Source organism: Pseudomonas sp. MWU13-2517 (genome assembly GCF_023242545.1).
Lineage (GTDB): Bacteria > Pseudomonadota > Gammaproteobacteria > Pseudomonadales > Pseudomonadaceae > Aquipseudomonas.
On record NZ_JALMFA010000025.1, the window covers coordinates 1 to 17,521 of the forward strand.

Annotated in this window: 20 protein-coding genes; all 20 read right to left on the reverse strand. The window is 60.7% G+C overall.

Annotated elements, in window-relative coordinates; translation table 11 throughout:
* Positions 1-19 precede the first annotated feature (19 nt).
* The 20 genes from M5B97_RS26885 to M5B97_RS26980 all read right to left on the reverse strand — a co-directional run bounded on the left by M5B97_RS26885 (position 20) and on the right by M5B97_RS26980 (position 17,499).
* Entirely contained in the window at positions 20-937 is a 918-nt protein-coding gene (locus M5B97_RS26885; protein ID WP_248733183.1) for a PfkB family carbohydrate kinase, read from the reverse strand.
* Positions 930-2,399, reverse strand: a complete 1,470-nt coding sequence (locus tag M5B97_RS26890; RefSeq protein WP_248733184.1) for a cytosine permease — start codon at positions 2,397-2,399, stop codon at positions 930-932. The genes M5B97_RS26885 and M5B97_RS26890 overlap by 8 nt, the downstream gene beginning before the upstream one ends.
* 100 nt (positions 2,400-2,499) lie before the next feature.
* Complete coding sequence (locus M5B97_RS26895; protein ID WP_248733185.1) at positions 2,500-3,501, reverse strand: ADP-ribosylglycohydrolase family protein; 1,002 nt, start codon at positions 3,499-3,501, stop codon at positions 2,500-2,502.
* On the reverse strand, positions 3,498-4,211 hold the full coding sequence (locus M5B97_RS26900; protein WP_123718915.1) for a GntR family transcriptional regulator: 714 nt from the start codon (positions 4,209-4,211) through the stop codon (positions 3,498-3,500). The genes M5B97_RS26895 and M5B97_RS26900 overlap by 4 nt, the downstream gene beginning before the upstream one ends.
* A gap of 70 nt (positions 4,212-4,281) precedes the next feature.
* Positions 4,282-4,842 (reverse strand): DUF1285 domain-containing protein, encoded by a 561-nt coding sequence (locus M5B97_RS26905; protein ID WP_123718914.1) that lies wholly within the window; start codon positions 4,840-4,842, stop codon positions 4,282-4,284.
* A 15-nt stretch (positions 4,843-4,857) separates the two neighbouring features.
* Positions 4,858-5,463 carry a DUF4823 domain-containing protein gene (locus tag M5B97_RS26910; RefSeq protein ID WP_123718913.1) on the reverse strand — a complete coding sequence of 202 codons (606 nt, stop codon included), beginning with the start codon at positions 5,461-5,463 and terminating at the stop codon, positions 4,858-4,860.
* A 72-nt stretch (positions 5,464-5,535) separates the two neighbouring features.
* A complete protein-coding gene (locus M5B97_RS26915) occupies positions 5,536-6,504 on the reverse strand; it encodes a radical SAM protein (RefSeq protein ID WP_123718912.1) in 969 nt (322 codons plus the stop codon).
* Between the two features lie 114 nt (positions 6,505-6,618).
* Positions 6,619-7,260 carry a TetR/AcrR family transcriptional regulator gene (locus M5B97_RS26920; RefSeq protein WP_123718911.1) on the reverse strand — a complete coding sequence of 214 codons (642 nt, stop codon included), beginning with the start codon at positions 7,258-7,260 and terminating at the stop codon, positions 6,619-6,621.
* A 445-nt stretch (positions 7,261-7,705) separates the two neighbouring features.
* Complete coding sequence (locus M5B97_RS26925) at positions 7,706-8,491, reverse strand: TatD family hydrolase (protein ID WP_123718910.1); 786 nt, start codon at positions 8,489-8,491, stop codon at positions 7,706-7,708.
* Positions 8,492-8,554: 63 nt separating this feature from the next.
* Positions 8,555-9,544, reverse strand: a complete 990-nt coding sequence (locus M5B97_RS26930) for a DNA polymerase III subunit delta' (RefSeq protein ID WP_123718909.1) — start codon at positions 9,542-9,544, stop codon at positions 8,555-8,557.
* Positions 9,537-10,169 carry a dTMP kinase gene (tmk, locus tag M5B97_RS26935; RefSeq protein WP_123718908.1) on the reverse strand — a complete coding sequence of 211 codons (633 nt, stop codon included), beginning with the start codon at positions 10,167-10,169 and terminating at the stop codon, positions 9,537-9,539. Before tmk ends, M5B97_RS26930 begins: the two co-directional genes overlap by 8 nt.
* Before the next feature lie 9 nt (positions 10,170-10,178).
* Positions 10,179-11,309 carry an endolytic transglycosylase MltG gene (gene mltG / locus M5B97_RS26940; RefSeq protein ID WP_123718907.1) on the reverse strand — a complete coding sequence of 377 codons (1,131 nt, stop codon included), beginning with the start codon at positions 11,307-11,309 and terminating at the stop codon, positions 10,179-10,181.
* 1 nt (position 11,310) lies between these two features.
* Entirely contained in the window at positions 11,311-12,126 is an 816-nt protein-coding gene (gene pabC, locus M5B97_RS26945; protein WP_248733186.1) for an aminodeoxychorismate lyase, read from the reverse strand.
* The gene (gene fabF, locus M5B97_RS26950) at positions 12,126-13,370 is read right to left on the reverse strand and encodes a beta-ketoacyl-ACP synthase II (RefSeq protein WP_123718905.1); all 1,245 of its coding nucleotides are present in this window, start codon (positions 13,368-13,370) and stop codon (positions 12,126-12,128) included. The genes pabC and fabF overlap by 1 nt, the downstream gene beginning before the upstream one ends.
* A 127-nt stretch (positions 13,371-13,497) precedes the next feature.
* Positions 13,498-13,734, reverse strand: a complete 237-nt coding sequence (gene acpP, locus M5B97_RS26955) for an acyl carrier protein (RefSeq protein ID WP_003175607.1) — start codon at positions 13,732-13,734, stop codon at positions 13,498-13,500.
* Between the two features lie 191 nt (positions 13,735-13,925).
* Complete coding sequence (fabG, locus tag M5B97_RS26960; RefSeq protein ID WP_248733187.1) at positions 13,926-14,669, reverse strand: 3-oxoacyl-ACP reductase FabG; 744 nt, start codon at positions 14,667-14,669, stop codon at positions 13,926-13,928.
* Between the two features lie 24 nt (positions 14,670-14,693).
* Positions 14,694-15,632 carry an ACP S-malonyltransferase gene (fabD, locus tag M5B97_RS26965; protein WP_248733188.1) on the reverse strand — a complete coding sequence of 313 codons (939 nt, stop codon included), beginning with the start codon at positions 15,630-15,632 and terminating at the stop codon, positions 14,694-14,696.
* Positions 15,633-15,757: 125 nt separating this feature from the next.
* Positions 15,758-16,768, reverse strand: a complete 1,011-nt coding sequence (gene plsX / locus M5B97_RS26970; protein WP_123718902.1) for a phosphate acyltransferase PlsX — start codon at positions 16,766-16,768, stop codon at positions 15,758-15,760.
* Positions 16,769-16,772: 4 nt separating this feature from the next.
* Positions 16,773-16,955, reverse strand: coding sequence for a 50S ribosomal protein L32 (rpmF, locus tag M5B97_RS26975; RefSeq protein WP_003179396.1), 183 nt, complete (start codon positions 16,953-16,955; stop codon positions 16,773-16,775).
* Between the two features lie 13 nt (positions 16,956-16,968).
* On the reverse strand, positions 16,969-17,499 hold the full coding sequence (locus tag M5B97_RS26980) for a YceD family protein (protein ID WP_123718901.1): 531 nt from the start codon (positions 17,497-17,499) through the stop codon (positions 16,969-16,971).
* Positions 17,500-17,521: the final 22 nt, after the last annotated feature.

Below are 17,521 nucleotides of genomic sequence, written 5' to 3' on the forward strand. Positions count from 1 at the left end.
GGGCATGCCCGTCTCTTATTTATTGCGCGACCAACGCATCGACTTCAGCGGTGCCGGGAGACGTCGCCGGCCCCCAGCGCGTTACCGCTAATGCCGCCGCCGCATTCGCTCGCCGTGCAGCCTCGGTTGGGCTCAAGCCATTCGCCAAGCCTGCAATTAATACGCCCGCGTGCGCATCCCCCGCGCCATTACTGTCCACGGCCTGCACCTTGAAACCGGGCACGTGTTCAATCGCCCCCGCGCGTCCTACCCAGCATCCATTCGGTCCATCACGAACGATCAGCAATGACTCGGCGGGCAGATGTCGGCTCAGCTCCGGCAACGCATCTGCGATAGACGCCGAACCGGTAAATGCCAGGGCTTCGGGACCATTGCTGGTCCAGATATCGATACGCGGCAATAACGCGCGCATCAGGGTCGAGTCCCGCGTCTTCACCAACGGGCCAGGGTCAAACACCACCATGATCGCCCGTGGCAGCGCCAGCAACCAGTCCACCAGCGGCTGCGCCTTGCCCTCCAGCAACAGGCTGTAGCCGCTGACATACACATAGTCGTCAAGCTGAGGTCTCACCTTGGCCAAGTCCTCGGCACTCAGCTCGCCCTCGACGCCGATATGGGATATGAACGTGCGCTCGGTGGTGGCTTCGGTCAGGGACACGCACAAACCGGTGTCCTTGCCATCGCTGGCCGCAAGGGCCATCTCAATGCCCTCGGCCTGCATCGCCGTACGGGCCAAGTCACCAAAACGCCCGCTCCCATGACGGCCCAGATAGACCGTCGACAACCCATTGCGCCGCGCAGCCGCCATTACATTGAAGCCACCCCCGGCTTCAAAGCTGGCCGATTGCGCCAGCACGTCGCCGCCGGTGGCAGGCAGCGTATCGAGGGCCATGACCAGGTCGACGATGACCTGGCCTGTGTGCAGCAATCTAGACATTGCGACTCTCTACCAGTGACGCGGGGCGACGGTCGGCCGCGCCGCCCAGCGCCGCATATATCCCACCGGCCACCAGGAAGGTGACGATCCAGCCCAGGCCGTTGTGGCCCAGCCAAGAGTCGGACAATGGCCCGGCGAACCAGATATTTTCGGCGGTGGTGCCGATGGTGGTGAAGCTGAAGCCCAGCACGATCGCCACCGCCCAGGCGCCGAACGCACGCCATTCCACGCCACCGCGATACCAGTAGGCACTGCTTGGACTCACGTCGAGCAAGTCTTTGGCGCTGTAGTAGTGACGGTGGATCAGGTCAACCACGAAGATCCCGACCCACGCGGTGATCGGCACCGCCAGCAGCGAGATGAACGTGATGAACGGGCCGTAGAAACTGTCGGCGATCAGCATGAAGTAAATAGAGCCGGCAAAGATCGCCACGATGTCGACAATCACCGCGTGCACGCGCTTGACCTTGAGACCCAGGGTCAAGGTGGTGAGCCCGGCCGAGTACACCGAGAGGTTATTGGACAGCAACAGCCCACCAAAGGCGGTGATCAGGTAAGGCACGGCCATCCAGGTCGGCAGCATGTCGCGGATCGCGATGATCGGGTCGGTAGCCGAGGCCAGGTCATTATTGCCCACCGACAGCAGCCCACCGAGGGTAATCAACAGTACCAGCGGAATGCCCGCACCAAACGCGGCGGACGCCACCAGGCGCGCCGCCTTGACGCTGCGGTGCTGGTAGCGCGACATGTCGGCTCCGGCGTTGGCCCAACCGATCCCGGTACCGGCGGCCATGGTACCGACGCCAATGATCATCGCACTGAGCGGTGCCGGCGTAGCGTTGAACACCGCGCTCCAGTCGATCGTGGCACAGAGGAAGCCGCCCACCAGAATATTCAAGGCGCCAAACACGTACGTGGCCCACTTCTGGATAACCAACAACGTGGCGTGGCCGAGGCCGGAAACCGACAAGGTCAGCAGCACGAAAATCGCGATGAAGATCAATGTCAGTATCGGTGCGCTTTTCGCTTCGACCGGCGAATTGAACAGGATCGAACACAGCGACAGCAATACGAAGGCCGCGGTGGTGGTGTTGACGGTTTCCCAACCCAGGCGCGACATCAGCGACACCAGAGTAGGACCGATATTGCCGCGCACGCCGAAGATGGCGCGCGACAGGGTCAGGCTGGGCGCCCGGCCACGACGGCCGGCGATGGAAATAATGCCCACCACCGCGAAAGAACCGGCGGCGCCGAGGATCGCGACAATGATCGCCTGCCAGATGGACAGGCCACGAAACGCCACCAGGGTCGCGCCGAGCGGCAAGCCGAGGATGCTGATGTTGGCCGCGAACCAGACCCAAAACAATTGCAGCGGATGGCCGTTGCACTCGCTGTCAGGGACCGGCTCGATGCCGCGTGTTTCCAATTGCCCGGCGCTTTGGCCGGAAGAAGTGCTGCTCATGAGGAGCTCCTGGTGCCTGTATTGTTGTGGTTGTGGCAAGGAATCAACGCGTTTGTCAGTCGTCCTGACTCAAACACGATTGAAGTCGGCAGTGCGGCATCTATCTCAACGCCAGCAAGCCCTGAACAAGCGGCTGCAAATCCAGGTCATTGACCCGCTTGACCTGCTCGATCAATGCCTGCGGCCAGCACTGCATGCCCAGGCACGCACCGAGCATGGCGCCGAGAATCGCGGCGATGGTGTCGGTGTCACCACCGAGGCTCGCGGCCAGGCACAGCGCTTCGAACGCGTTCATGTCGCCCACCGCTACTTGCTGGGCCAGGGCAAACGACACCACCACCGACTCCTGGGACGCAACGGAGGTGCCGATCAACTCATAGAGCAGATCGGCGAACAGCGCTTTGTCGCCACTGCCCACGCTCAAGGTGCGCGCCCAACTGATGCGCGTGGAAATACGTCCGCCGGCAACCCAATAGCCATGCTCTTGCGCTTGCTGGGCGACCTGGACGCCAATGTTCAAGGCTTCGCCCAGGTCCACGCCGTTGATGCCAGCCGACACCACCGCCGCCACCGCCGCCGCACTGGAGATGCCCAGCGTAGTGTTATGGGTGACCTGGCACGCCTGGATGACTGCCTGGATAAACTGCGCCGGGTCGCGGATGTCGGCGGCGATCCCCACCGGCGTGATGCGCATGGCAGCACCATTGGTGGTGCCGAAGCGTCCGGACTCTTGCGGGGTGTGGCCGGCGAGGATCATGTCGATCGCGCGCTTGGTCGACGGGCCGAGCAAATCCTGTGAACCCTTGGCGCGCATGACCGCTTCCCAGTCGATCAGGCGTTGGGCGAGCACCTTGGGTTCGATCTTGCCCTGGCCCTCTACCAGTAATTCGCCGACCAGGATCGCCTGCTCGGTGTCATCGGTAATGGACCCGGCCGGCATGTTGGGTGCGATAGGTTGCTCGGCGCCGGCGTCTTCCAGAGCGGTGATCACACCGAAGCGTGCGCGAACCTGCTCGCGACTCAAGGACTGGGTGGGCATACCCAAGGCATCGCCCAAGGCCAGACCGTAAAAAGCACCCAGGGCGCGATTTTCCATGCTCATTTCGACGCTCCAAACTGCAGGTGCAGGCGAAAGTGCAAAGGGTCAAGCCAGCTTTCGACATACTCCATGAAGCGCTTGCGACGGTCGTAGGTGGTGCGCGAGGCTCTGAGAAACACAGTGCCGGCGGGCCGCCCGAGCAACTCGGCATCTTCGTCACTCAAGGCTTCGGCGCCGATCCATTGGTCGCCGTCAGCGCCCACGTAGCCAAAGGCCGCCAAGGTGATGGTCAAGGAGTTATCGATCAGGCCGACGCTGGGCAAGCTTTCCAGACCGCCGGAAGCAGGCATCAACGAACGCTCCAGGGACACCGCTATGCCATCGAGGGAGCGACGACGACGGTCGAGCGCAATGAACTGATCGCTGCCAAAGCGGCTGAGCAGGTCCGGACGCGTCACGGCTTCCAGGCGCAGGATATCGGTGTTTACCAAGGCGCCAGTGTCAGCCAGGGCCTGGGCCCAACCGTTGCGTTGGTCGAGCACCATTCCGTCAAAGGTGACGATGGAGCCGACACCGCTCTGGGTGGCGATGTAGTTGCGCCGTTTGAGTTCGGCCAGCGCTTCGCGCAGGGTGCCGCGGCTGACCGCGAATTCCTCGGCCAGTTGGTGCTCGCCGGGCAGCAGGAAACCGTCAGCCATCATGCCACCCTCGATACGGCGGATGAGCTCGTCGACGACGCGTTTTTTCTTATCAAATCGAACATGTTTAATCATGTACAAATTGATAGCCGAAAGTGCCTGTTTCCAGCAAGCAAATTATTTCAGGGAGATGAAAAAACTCGGCTCAGGGTTCCAGGCCAATGGGGAAAAACGCCCCACCGCTCCAGACACCCAGCCAGTTCTGACCGTTGATCGGGCGACTTACCGCCAGCTCGACCAACTGATAGAACGCGTTGCGATGCACAAGGGCTTCCAGATTCGCGCGCACTCGCACATAGGGGGCGGGCTCCTGAGTGACGGGATCGATCACCACCCGCAACGGGTGTTCGAGGCCGGCTTCTATCTGCTCGTCGACGTTGGTGGTGAAGCGCAGCAGCTGATTTTCGCCGTGCCCTTGCACCTCCAGGGTCACCGCGACAAACGGCGCATCATCGACGCTGATGCCAACCTTTTCCACAGGCGTGACCAGGAAATACTCGTCACCGTCGCGGCGGATAATGTTGGAGAACAATTTGACCATCGGCTTACGCCCAATCGGCGTGCCCTGATAAAACCAGGTGCCGTCGCGGGCGATGCGCATGTCGATGTGGCCGCAGAAATCCGGATTCCACAGGTGCACCGGCGCCGGTCCCTTGCCCTTGGGCAACTGAGCCAACAGATCATTGGCCTTGGTGGAATCGGTCATCGGTTTCTCCTGTTTTTACTGATCGCTCATGCCCAGCAAGCCTCGGGCGTACTGCGCCAGCGGGCGGGCAATCAGATCTTCTGGCTTGTTGTCATGGAACGTCAGTAAACCGCCACGACTGCGAATGCGTGCAGTATCAATCAAATATTGGGTGCTGGTCTCGATCAACATGATCTGAATCACCCCGCTGTCCAGCCCAACCCGGTCCAGGGCTTGCTGATCGGTCCACTCATCGGCGTTGCCGATACGGTCATCGGCTGCCGCAAAGCGGCAATACAACAGGTAGTGCGCCCCTGCGGCCCGCGCTTCAGCCAATGCTTGCTCAAGCCCTTCCGGCTTGCGCGCCCGGCGCACCATAGGGAAATACTCGACGAAACCATTGAAGGCTTCCTCGGCTACCACGTTGGGTCGCGGGTAGGCGCTGCCCGGCGGCACAAAGGCGCCCTGGGCAATAAAGACAAAGGAATCCGGCTGTATGCGCACCGACGCCGTACGGCGTGTATCGCTGTGGTCCAGCAACCCGGCGTCGCTCATCTGATAACGGGTGCCTTCGGCCATATCGCTGACGGTCATGCAACCACTCAGCGTCAACGACGCCAGCAACAACACCAGACTACGCATCCTAATCCTCCAGAAGCCGGTGACGGAAAACCGGCGAATGGGCGTGAGATGCAGGTTCTGCGCCAGCTTGGCTCAGCCGCCGATGATCTTCATGATCGTCGCGCCGCCGGAAAAGGCCACTTCCTGTTTGTCTCCCAGGGCTTTCATCAACAAGCCTTGCAATGCCGGCAATGCCTGGTGGCGCGGCTTGTCCAGCAGGTCGCCGATGTAATGCCGGTTGCTCGACGACAGGCAACCATGCAACCAACCGGTAGAGGACAGCCGCAGCCGTGAACATGTGCGGCAGAACGGTACGCTTTCGTTGGCGATCACACCAAAGAAGCCTTTTCCCGGCACCTCGTAGCGCACCGCCGTGGCATCCACGGGGGCATCGGCCTGCAGGTATTCGTGATGTTCGCCGATCAGGCCGAGCAGTTGCTGCAGGCTGACAAATTGCTGCAGGAAGGCATTCGAGTCCTTGGCCAGGTGGCCCATGCGCATCAGCTCGATAAAGCGCAGCTCGTAGCCACGCTCCAGGCAGTAGTCGAGCAGCGGCATCACCTGATCCAGGTTCTGCCCGCGCAATGGCACCATGTTGACCTTGATCTTGATCCCGGCCGCATGCGCCTGGTCCATGCCGGCGAGCACGCTGGCCAGGTCGCCGCCACGGGCAATACTGCGAAAGGCATCGGCATCCAGGGTGTCGAGGGAGACGTTGATGCGCCGGATACCGGCATCCAGCAACAGCGGCAGTTTGCGTGCGAGCAACTGGCCGTTGGTGGTCAGGCTGATGTCATGCAGGCCCATCTGCCCTACCGCGCCCATGAAGGCTTCCAGCTTGGGGCTGACCAGCGGCTCGCCGCCGGTGATACGCAGGCGGTCGATGCCCGCCGCTTCGATAAGGTAGGCCACGCCACGGGCCATGGCTTCAGCCGAGAGTTCATCCTGGGCAGCCACCAACCGCTTGCCGTTGGGCACGCAGTAGGTACACGCATAATTGCAGGCTGAAGTCAGGCTGATCCGCAAATTGCGAAACCGCCTGCCTTGACGATCAACGATCATGGATCACTCCGGCAGAGGATAATGTGGGCGCACTTGAAGCTGACTCAAAAATCAGCTTTTAGCAAGATCCCTGCCTGAGTATATTCCCGGGATAATACGCCTGGCAGTAAATCATTATGAGGCGGGTGGCAGGTCCGTCGAGTGTTTACGCTTGTTGCCCATGCGCACGCCGATGTCCATCAGGAACTGGAAAAAGCCTTCCTGATCTTCCAGGACATTGCTCCAGAACGGCGAGTGGTACAGCGCCACGGCCCCGTGCACCAAGGCCCAGGCGGCGCAGTAATGGAAATAGGGAGGCACATCTTCAAGCTTGCCTTCACTGATGCGCCCCTTGATCAGCAAGGTCAGGCGTTCGAAATTCGAGGCACGGATCTTGTGCAACTCCTCGACCATTTCCGGCACCTGATGCCCCTTGACCACCTTCTCTTCCAGTCGGTCGAACAGGCGATAACGCTGCGGGTCACGCATGCGGAATTCAAAGTAGGCTCGCGACAGGGCTTCCTTATCCTTGTCCACGTCAGCCGAGTGCAACAGCTCGTTCAAGTCGCGTTCATAGTCGAGCATCAGGCGCAGGTAAATCTCGGCCTTGGACTTGAAGTGCTTATAGATGGTGCCTTTGCCGATACCCACGGCATCCGCAATCATCTCGACGGTGACGCTGTCTTCACCTTGTTCGAGGAACAGCTTGAGTGCGGTGTCGAGAATTTCCTGCTCACGGCGGCGAAACTCACGGACCTTACGGGGTTCTTTGTACATGAGGAAAAGGTCTGCAGAGGTGAATAGGGGAAGGGTTGCGCAAGGCCAAGGATACCTGGCGATACGATTTACCCGGTGCGAGGGATTATCCCGACTGAACGGTCGTTGGGCAACGCCTATGTGAACCCGTTCCGTACTTAACTTTCAGCACGCCAACGATTTCACCGGTATCAGTCAGAAATAATACGCAACATCTGCCCCTGCCCATCCACCCAATGAGAACTCAAGCAAAGCGCGTGTATTCCAAATCTGTTTAAAAAACGATCAGATCCGACTGGACTGAATGGGATAGTGATCAATACTTGAACTGTCGGCGTGGCATCTCCCCCAAGTGGCGCGTCGACCTGGGTACCGACGGACTGCGTGCCCTTGTTTTACTCCTAATGGTCTTAGCCCGGATTCACCCCCCAGAACCCGGGTTTTTTTTGCCTGGCGTTTGGCCCCGTTAAACGGCGACGTGGGCCAACGGAAACAGGCGCCTGAAGTTCTCGGTGGTCTGTTCGGCAAAACGCTCATAGGACTCGCCGCGCAACATCGCCAGATAATCCGCCACGTCGCGTACGTACTCCGGCAGGTTCGGTTTGCCACGATGGGGAATCGGCGCCAGGTAAGGCGAATCGGTCTCCACCAGCAAGCGGTCGGCCGGCACTTGGCGCGCCACGTCACGCAGAGCGTCAGCGTTGCGAAACGTGACGATGCCTGACAGCGAGATGTAGAAGCCCAGGTCCAGGGCGGCCTTGGCCATGTCCCAGTCTTCGGTGAAGCAATGCAGCACGCCGGCCTGAGGCAGTGCAGCTTCGCGCAGCAAGGCCAGGGTGTCGGCACGGGCGCCACGGGTGTGCACAATCACCGGCTTGGCGGTTTGCCGGGCAGCCTGCAGGTGCAGGCGGAACGATGCCTGCTGCAGTTCGGCGGCTTCAGGTTCGTAGTGGTAATCCAGACCGGTCTCGCCGATGGCCACTACACGCGGGTGGTTGAGCTCAGCCAGCAACCAGTCGAGGGCCGGCGCTTCGCCGGGCTTGAGGTCCAATGGGTGGATACCGACCGAGCAATCCACATCGGCATAACGCTCGGCCAGGGCCTTGACGTCGGCGGCGTTGTCGGCGCTGACGCCAATACACAGGAAGTGCCCTACCCCGCGCAGGCGCGCCGCTTCAAGGGCGGCGTCAAGGGAGCCGCCGTGCTGGGCAAGGTCGAGGCGATCAAGATGACAATGGGAATCTACGAGCATAGGAAGTTACGACTTGAGTCACGATAAGTGTCCGGCCAACGATACACCCGTCAGCCACGAAATTTAACGACGGCCGAGCAGACCGGCCCATTGCACCAACAACGCTTCGAGCAGCAGCACGCGGTTGAGGTTGGCCTTGCCGAGGACCTTCTGGCGCTGAGCGAGAATCCAGTCCTGGATATTCAGCACTTTGTCCTGCGCACTTTTCTGCGCGAGGTACTGCACGACTTTGCGCATATCCGACAGCCCCAGGCCGCTTTCATCCTGAGTCAACTGGTAGCGCAGGATCAGGCTCGACCAGTCGCAGAACCAGTCGAACAGCAGCAAGAGGGGAATATCTTTCCAGGCGCTTTCAGCCAGTTGAGTGGCCGAGAGTTCCTGTTTGAGCAGTTTCTTCACGCCATCCACCACCAGCGCCCTTTGCTCACGCACGCCCTGGGCCTGCAGCTTGACGGCGGCCAACGGTGAACCGGCGGCCAAGGTCAACAGTTCAACCCGTTCCTGCGCAGAACAGTCCGGCAGCACCTGCGCCAGCCACTCAAGGCTCATCGCTTCACTCGGCAATGGGCACGCCTGCTGCACGCAACGGCTGCGAATGGTCGGCAATAAACGGCTGGACTGGTGGCTTACCAACAGCAGTACCGTATCGCCGGACGGTTCTTCCAGGCTCTTGAGCAAGGCGTTGGCGGCGTTGATGTTCATCGCCTCCACCGGCTCGATCAAGACGACCTTGCGCCCGCCCATCTGCGCGGTCTGCACCACGAAACTGACGAGGTCGCGCACCTGGTCGACCTTGATCGCCTTGTCGGCTTCCTCGGGCTCCAGCAGGTAGTTATCCGGGTGGCTGCCGGCCTTGAGCAACAGGCAGGATTTGCACACGCCACAGGCTTCCAGGTTGACCGGCTGCTGGCACAACAGGCTCGCCATCAGGCGCTCGGCCAAGTCACGCTTGCCGATACCTGCCGGCCCGTGCAACAGGTAGGCGTGAGCGTGCTGGGCACGACCGGCCAATTGCTGCCAAAGGCTATCCTGCCATGGGTAGGCTTCAGCCACGGGTGCGCTCCAGCAATTTGGGCAACAGCGCATCGATGGCGAGTTGTACCTGGCTCAGTGGCTGGGCGGCGTCCAGCAGGTAGTAGCGCGTTGGCTCGGCGGCGGCGCGCTTGAGGAACGCAGTGCGCACGGCGTCAAAAAAGGCCCGGCCTTCCAATTCGAAACGGTCCAGGCGACCACGGGCGCTGGCCCGTGCCAGGCCGACTTCAACGGGCAGGTCGAACACCAGGGTCAGGTCAGGGCGCAAATCGCCTTGCACGAAGGTTTCCAAGGTGGCGATACGCTCAAGCGACAATCCCCGGCCGCCCCCCTGATAGGCGTAAGTGGAGTCGGTAAAACGGTCGCAAATCACCACGGCACCGCGCGCCAGCGCCGGGCGAATCACTTCGGCCAGGTGCTGGGCACGCGCGGCAAACACCAGCAGCAGCTCGGTGTCCGGGTTCATCGGTTCTTCACCCGGCGCCAACAGCACTTCACGAATGCGCTCGGCCAGCGGCGTGCCGCCTGGCTCACGGGTCAGCACAACCTCGATACCCTCGTCGCGCAGCCGTTCGGCCAGGTAATCGCGGTTGGTACTTTTGCCGGCGCCTTCCGGGCCTTCCAGGGTAATAAACAAGCCAGTCACAGGCAGTCCTTAGTCAGAGTCATTGCGGCTTTGCGGCGCGGCGGTGTCCGGCGCAGGCTCAGGGGGTGCATCGGCCGGTGGCGGTGTGTCCTGCGTCGGTTTGACCACCGGCGCCGGGCTGGAACGATAGTCGGCACGGCGCTTGAGTTGGAACTCGCGCACGGCAGCATTATGCGCATCCAGGTCATCGGAAAAAATATGACTGCCGTCGCCACGCGCAACGAAATACAGGCTGCTACCGGGCGCCGGGTTCAGCGCAGCGTGGATGGCCTCGCGGCCGACCATGGCGATCGGCGTCGGCGGCAGGCCGACGACCATGTACGTGTTGTAGGGGTTGGCCTCCTTGAGATGCGCACGGGTCAGCTTGCCGGTGTAGCGCTCACCCAGGCCATAGATCACCGTCGGGTCGGTCTGCAGCAGCATGCCGATCTTCATGCGCCGCACGAACACCCCGGCAATCTGCCCACGTTCTTCGGGCACTCCCGTTTCTTTCTCCACCAGGGAGGCCATGATCAGCGCTTGATAAGGATCGGTGTAGGGGGCATCGGCAGCACGCTTGCTCCACTCCTGAGCGAGTACATCGTCCAGGCGGTTGTAGGCTTTTTTGAGGAATTCGACGTCGGTCATACCGCGCACGAAGCGGTAGGTATCCGGGAAGAAGCGGCCTTCAGGAAACACGTCCGGGTGACCGAGTTTGTCCATCACCTCTTTGTCGCTCAGGCCGGACAGGGTCTGCACAATCTTTTCGTGCTTGGCCAACGCCGCGCGCACCTGACGGAAGTTCCAGCCTTCCACCAGGGTCAGGCTGTATTGCACCACTTCGCCACGCTGCCACAGGCCGATCAAGCCCTCAGCAGTCAGGCCAGGGGTCATGCGGTATTCGCCGCTGTGCAGTGGCTGGCCGTCCAGGTTGAAACGCCAGTACAGGCGTAGCCAGAAGGCTCCGTCGAGCACACCCTCCGCCTCGAGACGATTGAAGGTGCCCGTCGGCGTTGCCCCGGCCGGTACATCGAGCAACTGCTCCTGGCTCAGCTTCAGGGGCTGCTTCAAGGCAGAATCGAGCTTCCAGGCCGAAAAGCCCAGCACCAAGCCTGCCGAGACCAAGCCAATCAGCAGCAGTAAAACCAGTTTTCGTATCAACTCAAATACCCAATAGCGCGCGAACAATGCCCTGCAGTTTACGGGTGAGCGGCCCAACCGACCAGCTCATCGCAGCGCATCTACGCACCGGCCAAATGCCATAAATGCTGTTGCACACAAAGACTTCATCAGCCTGCTGCAACTGCTCGAGACTGATGTCGGCCACGGCCATCGGGAGGCCCAGCACCTGTGCCTGGGCCAAAACCTCAGCGCGCATCACCCCGGCGACACCGCAACGATTCAGATCAGCGGTCAGCAACCTGCCGTCGCATACCAGAAACAGGTTGCTGAACACGCCTTCGATCACGCGACCAGACATATCCAACATTAAACCTTCGGCATGCTCGGCATCCTGCCATTCGGCACGGGCGATCACCTGCTCCAGGCGATTAAGGTGTTTGAGCCCCGCCAGCAACGGCTGTTCGGCCAAGCGAGTGGCGCACGGAAACAGGCGGATACCGTCGATTCCATGGGCCTGGGGATAGGTAGCGGGCGGATTGCCCTGCAAAATACGGCGCACGGGAGCGCCAGGGTTGATGCCATAACCGCGCAGGCTGTCGCCACGGGTGAGGATCAACTTGAGCACACCGTCGCCGAGGGCGGCGGCATAAGCCAGCACTTCGCTGCGGATCAGTGGGTGATCCGCAACCAGCGCCAACCGCCTGCACCCCTCATCAAGGCGTTGCAGGTGGCGGTCGAGCAGCACGGGCTGCCCAGCCTTGACGGCGATGGTCTCGAACAGCCCATCGCCATACGCCAGGCCGCGATCTTTCAGAGGCACACTGTCCGCTGGCTGACCGTCGACCCAGTTGTGCATCACTCGGCGAACCGGCGGAACACCAGGGAACCGTTGGTGCCACCAAAACCGAACGAGTTGGAAATCGCCACGTCGATCGGCATCGGCTGCGCTTCGTGAGGCACAAAGTTCAGGTCGCACCCTTCGTCCGGCTCATCGAGGTTGATGGTCGGCGGAGCGACCTGATCCTTGATGGCCATGACACTGAAGATCGCCTCAACCGCGCCCGCCGCACCCAACAGGTGGCCGGTCATGGACTTGGTGGAGCTTACCGCCAGCTTGTAGGCGTGTTCGCCGAACACCGACTTGATGGCCTCGGCTTCCGCCAGGTCACCCGTCGGAGTCGAAGTGCCATGGGCATTGATGTACTGCACCTGGCTGGCATTGATCTTCGCATCACGCAGGGCGTTGGCGATACAGCGTGCAGCACCGGCACCGTCGGACGGTGGCGAGGTCATGTGATAGGCGTCGCCGCTCATGCCGAAGCCGATCAGCTCGGCGTAGATGGTGGCACCACGCGCCTTGGCGTGTTCCAGCTCTTCCAGTACCAGGGCACCGGCACCGTCGGACAGTACGAAACCGTCACGGCCTTTGTCCCACGGACGGCTGGCACGGGTCGGCTCGTCATTGCGGGTCGACAGTGCGCGGGATGCACCAAAGCCCCCCATGCCCAGGCCGCAGGCAGCCATTTCGGCGCCGCCGGCGATCATCACGTCCGCTTCGTCATAGGCAATATTGCGCGCCGCCATGCCGATGCAGTGAGTGCCTGTGGTGCACGCCGTGGCGATGGCGTAGTTGGGTCCCTGTGCCCCCAGGTGGATGGACAGGAAACCGGAAATCATATTGATGATCGAGCCCGGCACGAAGAACGGTGAAATTCGACGGGGGCCGGAATCGTGCAACGTGCGGCTGGTTTCTTCGATATTGGTCAAACCGCCAATACCCGAACCCATGGCCACGCCGATGCGGTCACGGTTGGCGTCGGTGACTTCCAGGCCGGCGTTACGCACTGCCTGAAAACCGGCTGCCAGGCCGTATTGAATGAACAGGTCGAGTTTGCGGGACTCTTTTACCGAGAGATATTCCTCGACATTGAAACCCTTTACCGAGCCGCCAAAACGGGTGGAATAGGCAGAAAGGTCCGTGTGTTCGATCAGACCGATACCACTGTGGCCAGCCAGAATGCCCTGCCAACTGCTTGGCACATCCGTGCCCAGTGGCGACAACATACCCATACCGGTGACTACGACGCGTCTACGCGACACAGCACTCTCCTTTTTCTAATGACGACACTTTGCTTCAGCACTCACTTTTCATCAGGGCTAAAGAAAAAACCGCACGCCGTTACAGCAGTGCGGTTTTTCCCTGACAGCAAGCGACGACTACAAACTATTACGCCTGGTGGCTAGTAACGTAGTCGATAGCAGCTTGAACAGTAGTGATTTTTTCAGCTTCTTCGTCCGGGATTTCGGTCTCGAATTCCTCTTCCAGAGCCATCACCAGCTCAACGGTGTCAAGGGAATCGGCACCCAGGTCTTCTACGAAGGAAGCAGTGTTGACCACTTCTTCTTCTTTAACGCCCAGTTGCTCGGCGACGATTTTCTTGACGCGCTCTTCGATGGTGCTCATACCTTGTTTAACTCCTAATGGACAAATTCAGGCAGCTGGCCAGTGGGTAAGTGTATAGAAAGCCATTTCAGCTTTTCAACTGAAAGCTTCACCCTGTACCCGGTCGGCCACCTGCCTATAAATTAAGTTGCAGCTTTATAACGGATTTTAGACAGCTCGTATGACATTTTTTTGAAGCGATCCGTCACAATTTAACTCATGTACATCCCGCCGTTAACCGGGATTGTAGCCCCAGTCACGTATGCCGCACCGTCGGATGCCAGGAAAGTGACCACATTCGCGATCTCTTGAGCCTGGCCCAGACGGCCCAGCGGAATCTGCGCCAGCAAGGCTTCACGCTGCGCTTCCGGCAGCTCACGGGTCATATCGGTGTCGATGAACCCTGGGGCCACCGAGTTGACCGTAATCGACCGCGAGCCGACCTCACGCGCCAGCGCACGGCTGAAACCTTCCAGGCCGGCCTTGGCGGAGGCGTAGTTTACTTGGCCTGCGTTGCCCATGGCACCCACTACGGAGCCAATATTGATAATTCGGCCCCAACGCGCCTTGGTCATGCCGCGCAAAACGCCCTTGGACAAGCGGAACAGACTGTTCAAGTTGGTATCGACCACGTCGTACCACTCGTCGTCTTTCATACGCATCATCAGGTTGTCGCGGGTGATACCGGCGTTGTTTACCAGGATCGCCGGGGCGCCGAACTGTGCAGTGATCTCGGCCAATACGGCGGCCACGGACTCATCGCTGGTCACGTTCAGCTCAAGGCCAGTGCCCTGAACGCCGTTTTCCTTGAGGGTCGCGGCGATACGCTCGGCGCCCGAAGCGGAAGTGGCGGTGCCGATCACGACCGCGCCCTGACGGCCCAATTCCAGGGCGATCGCCTGGCCAATGCCACGGCTTGCGCCGGTGACCAGTGCAACTTTACCTTGCAGACTCATGCAGGCTTCTCCTAAGCAGGGGGATCAGGCCAGTGCCGCGCGAGCGGCAGCGAAGGCATCCGGGGTATTGAGGTTGGCAGTCGACACGCCGTCGGCACAGCGCTTGTTGAGGCCGGCCAGGACTTTGCCCGGGCCGCATTCGACCAGCTCGGTGGCACCATTGGCAGCCAGGGCCTGGACCGACTCAACCCAGCGTACAGGCTTGTAGAGCTGCTCCAGCAGGTCACGCTTGAGGGTGTCGAGGTCGGCGGCCACAGCCGCGCTGACGTTCTGTACCAATGGAATCTGCGGCGCTTGCCAGTTGATGGCATTGATGGACTCGGCAAAACGTTCGGCTGCCGGACGCATCAATTCGCAGTGGGATGGCACGCTCACCGGCAAAGGCAGCGCGCGCTTGGCGCCACGGACCTTGCAAATTTCAATGGCACGCTCAACGGCAGCCTTGGCACCGGCGATCACCACCTGGCCCGGGGAGTTGAAGTTGACCGCGCTGACCACCTCGCCCTGGGCCGCTTCGGCGCACGCTTCGATCACCACGGCATCGTCCAGGCCCAGGATAGCGGCCATGCCGCCCTGCCCGGCCGGAACGGCTTCCTGCATCAATTGACCCCGACGCTCAACCAACTTGACCGCTTCACCCAGGGTCAAGCTGCCGGCGGCAACCAAGGCACTGTATTCACCCAGGCTGTGACCGGCAACGAATGCCGGGCGCGCGCCACCTTCTGCCAACCACAAGCGCCACAGAGCGATCGAAGCGGTCAGAATGGCCGGCTGGGTTTTGTCGGTTTGATTGAGTTGCTCTTCCGGCCCTTGCTGGGTCAGTGCCCACAGGTCATAACCCAGGGCATCGGAAGCTTCCTTGAAGGTTTCCAGAACCAGCGGATATTGCGCGCCCAGCTCGGCCAACATGCCGAGGGACTGCGAACCCTGCCCTGGAAACACGAATGCGAGGGATGTAGACATGTAACAAGCCCCTAATGATCTGGTCGTCAAAATGGTCGCTCCTACGGTGGGAGCGAACGAAACTGACAGATTGGATGGTCAATTGAACTGGCCGGTCACATTTAAGCACTCCCGGGCCGATTCGCCTAAGACAACAAATCCTCAAGACGGCCGTGCAAACGCTGCGGCAGGTTTTCCTGGATTTCGATCACGGCGCGCGCAATCGCACTTTGAAAGCCCTCCACCCCCGCCGAGCCGTGGCTTTTCACCACAATGCCCTGCAAGCCGAGAAAGCTGGCGCCATTGTGCCGCGCCGGCGCCAGGTCGGCCTGCAAACGACGCATCAACGGCAATGCCAGGGCGCCGACCACACGCGACGCCAGGTTTCGCCTGAACAACGCTTCAATACGCGCGGCGATCATGGTGGCCAAGCCTTCACTGGATTTGAGCAGGATATTGCCGACAAACCCGTCGCACACCACCACATCCGCTTCGCCCCGGTACAAACCATCACCTTCGACAAAGCCGATGTAATTCAACCCACGCGCGCCCTGCAACAACGCAGCCGCCAGCTTGACCTGCTGGTTGCCCTTGATGTCTTCGGTACCGATGTTCAGCAGGGCCACCCGCGGCCTGACCACGCCCAACGCTTCGGCGGCCACCGCGCCCATCACGGCGAACTGGAACAGGTGCTCGGCACTGCAATCGACGTTCGCGCCCAGGTCCAGCAACTGGCAATAGCCCTTTTGCGTCGGGATTGCCGCCACCATCGCCGGCCGATCAATGCCCGGCAGGGTCTTGAGCACATAACGCGACAACGCCATCAAGGCCCCCGTGTTCCCGGCACTGACACACGCTTGCACCTTGCCGTCGCGTAATAGCTCCAGGGCTACCCGCATCGAGGAATCAGGTTTGCCACGCAAGGCTGTCGCGGGCTTTTCATCCATGCCGATGGTTTCGCTGGCCGGCGTAATCGTCAGGCGCGCGCGATCCACTGCCGGATGGCCAGCAATCAGTTCTTCAAGTAAGGGGGGTTGACCGACGAGGGTCAGGTGCAGCGAGGGTGTTGCAGACAGGCTGGCAATGCAGGCCTGAACAATGCTGCGGGGACCGAAGTCCCCGCCCATTGCGTCAATCGCGATGACTTGAGCAGACAAGTGATTACTCGTCAGCGCCCTTGTCGATCACTTTACGGCCACGGTATACGCCTTCTGGCGATACGTGGTGACGCAGGTGAACTTCACCGGTGGTCTTTTCTACGGACAGGGTGCTTGCCTCGAGAGCGTCGTGCGAACGGCGCATGTCGCGGGCGGAGCGGGATTTTTTGTTCTGCTGAACAGCCATAATTGATTAACTCCTAAACGTTTGGGTCACGCTTTAACTGCGCCAATACACTGAACGGGTTGGACCGCGTTACCTCGTCCTCGCTCGGTTCGGGCTCGTCATCGAGGCCCGCCGGCTGCTGGCATTCTTCCGGATGATGAGCAGGCACAATGGGCAAGGCGAGCAAAAGCTCCTCCTCGATCAGTGCATGCAGATCCAAAGGATCTTCGCCCAGTTCCAGCACGTCATAACCTTTCGGCAACGACTGGGTATTCGCACCCTCCTTCACCACAGCATAACTGCACTCGCTGTGGATCGGCAGGGTGACCAGCTCAAGACAACGCTGGCAAACCATTTTGACTTCGGTGTCGATAAAACTGTGGATTACCACAGACTTACGCTCATCTCGTTCAAAAACGAATTTGGCCTGCACCGTACCGACAGTGTCGGAAAGCGGGTCGCAGAGTCTCTCCAAATCGGCCAGCGGCAATTCACCTTGAAGGGAAGTGCCACGATCTGCCAATTTGCGCGGGTCAACGTGAGGTGGAATCGGGTCATTCAACATAGGCGCAGCATTATAGGGATGC

Bases quoted from the DNA above. Each gene is read 5' to 3' on its own strand.
- M5B97_RS26885 (WP_248733183.1), bottom strand. From the start codon at position 937: ATGTCTAGATTGCTGCACACAGGCCAGGTCATCGTCGACCTGGTCATG.
- M5B97_RS26890 (WP_248733184.1), bottom strand. From the start codon at position 2,399: ATGAGCAGCACTTCTTCCGGCCAAAGCGCCGGGCAATTGGAAACACGC.
- M5B97_RS26895 (WP_248733185.1), bottom strand. From the start codon at position 3,501: ATGAGCATGGAAAATCGCGCCCTGGGTGCTTTTTACGGTCTGGCCTTG.
- M5B97_RS26900 (WP_123718915.1), bottom strand. From the start codon at position 4,211: ATGATTAAACATGTTCGATTTGATAAGAAAAAACGCGTCGTCGACGAG.
- M5B97_RS26905 (WP_123718914.1), bottom strand. From the start codon at position 4,842: ATGACCGATTCCACCAAGGCCAATGATCTGTTGGCTCAGTTGCCCAAG.
- M5B97_RS26910 (WP_123718913.1), bottom strand. From the start codon at position 5,463: ATGCGTAGTCTGGTGTTGTTGCTGGCGTCGTTGACGCTGAGTGGTTGC.
- M5B97_RS26915 (WP_123718912.1), bottom strand. From the start codon at position 6,504: ATGATCGTTGATCGTCAAGGCAGGCGGTTTCGCAATTTGCGGATCAGC.
- M5B97_RS26920 (WP_123718911.1), bottom strand. From the start codon at position 7,260: ATGTACAAAGAACCCCGTAAGGTCCGTGAGTTTCGCCGCCGTGAGCAG.
- M5B97_RS26925 (WP_123718910.1), bottom strand. From the start codon at position 8,491: ATGCTCGTAGATTCCCATTGTCATCTTGATCGCCTCGACCTTGCCCAG.
- pabC (WP_248733186.1), bottom strand. From the start codon at position 12,126: ATGCACAACTGGGTCGACGGTCAGCCAGCGGACAGTGTGCCTCTGAAA.
- acpP (WP_003175607.1), bottom strand. From the start codon at position 13,734: ATGAGCACCATCGAAGAGCGCGTCAAGAAAATCGTCGCCGAGCAACTG.
- fabG (WP_248733187.1), bottom strand. From the start codon at position 14,669: ATGAGTCTGCAAGGTAAAGTTGCACTGGTCACCGGCGCAAGCCGTGGC.
- fabD (WP_248733188.1), bottom strand. From the start codon at position 15,632: ATGTCTACATCCCTCGCATTCGTGTTTCCAGGGCAGGGTTCGCAGTCC.
- rpmF (WP_003179396.1), bottom strand. From the start codon at position 16,955: ATGGCTGTTCAGCAGAACAAAAAATCCCGCTCCGCCCGCGACATGCGC.
- M5B97_RS26980 (WP_123718901.1), bottom strand. From the start codon at position 17,499: ATGTTGAATGACCCGATTCCACCTCACGTTGACCCGCGCAAATTGGCA.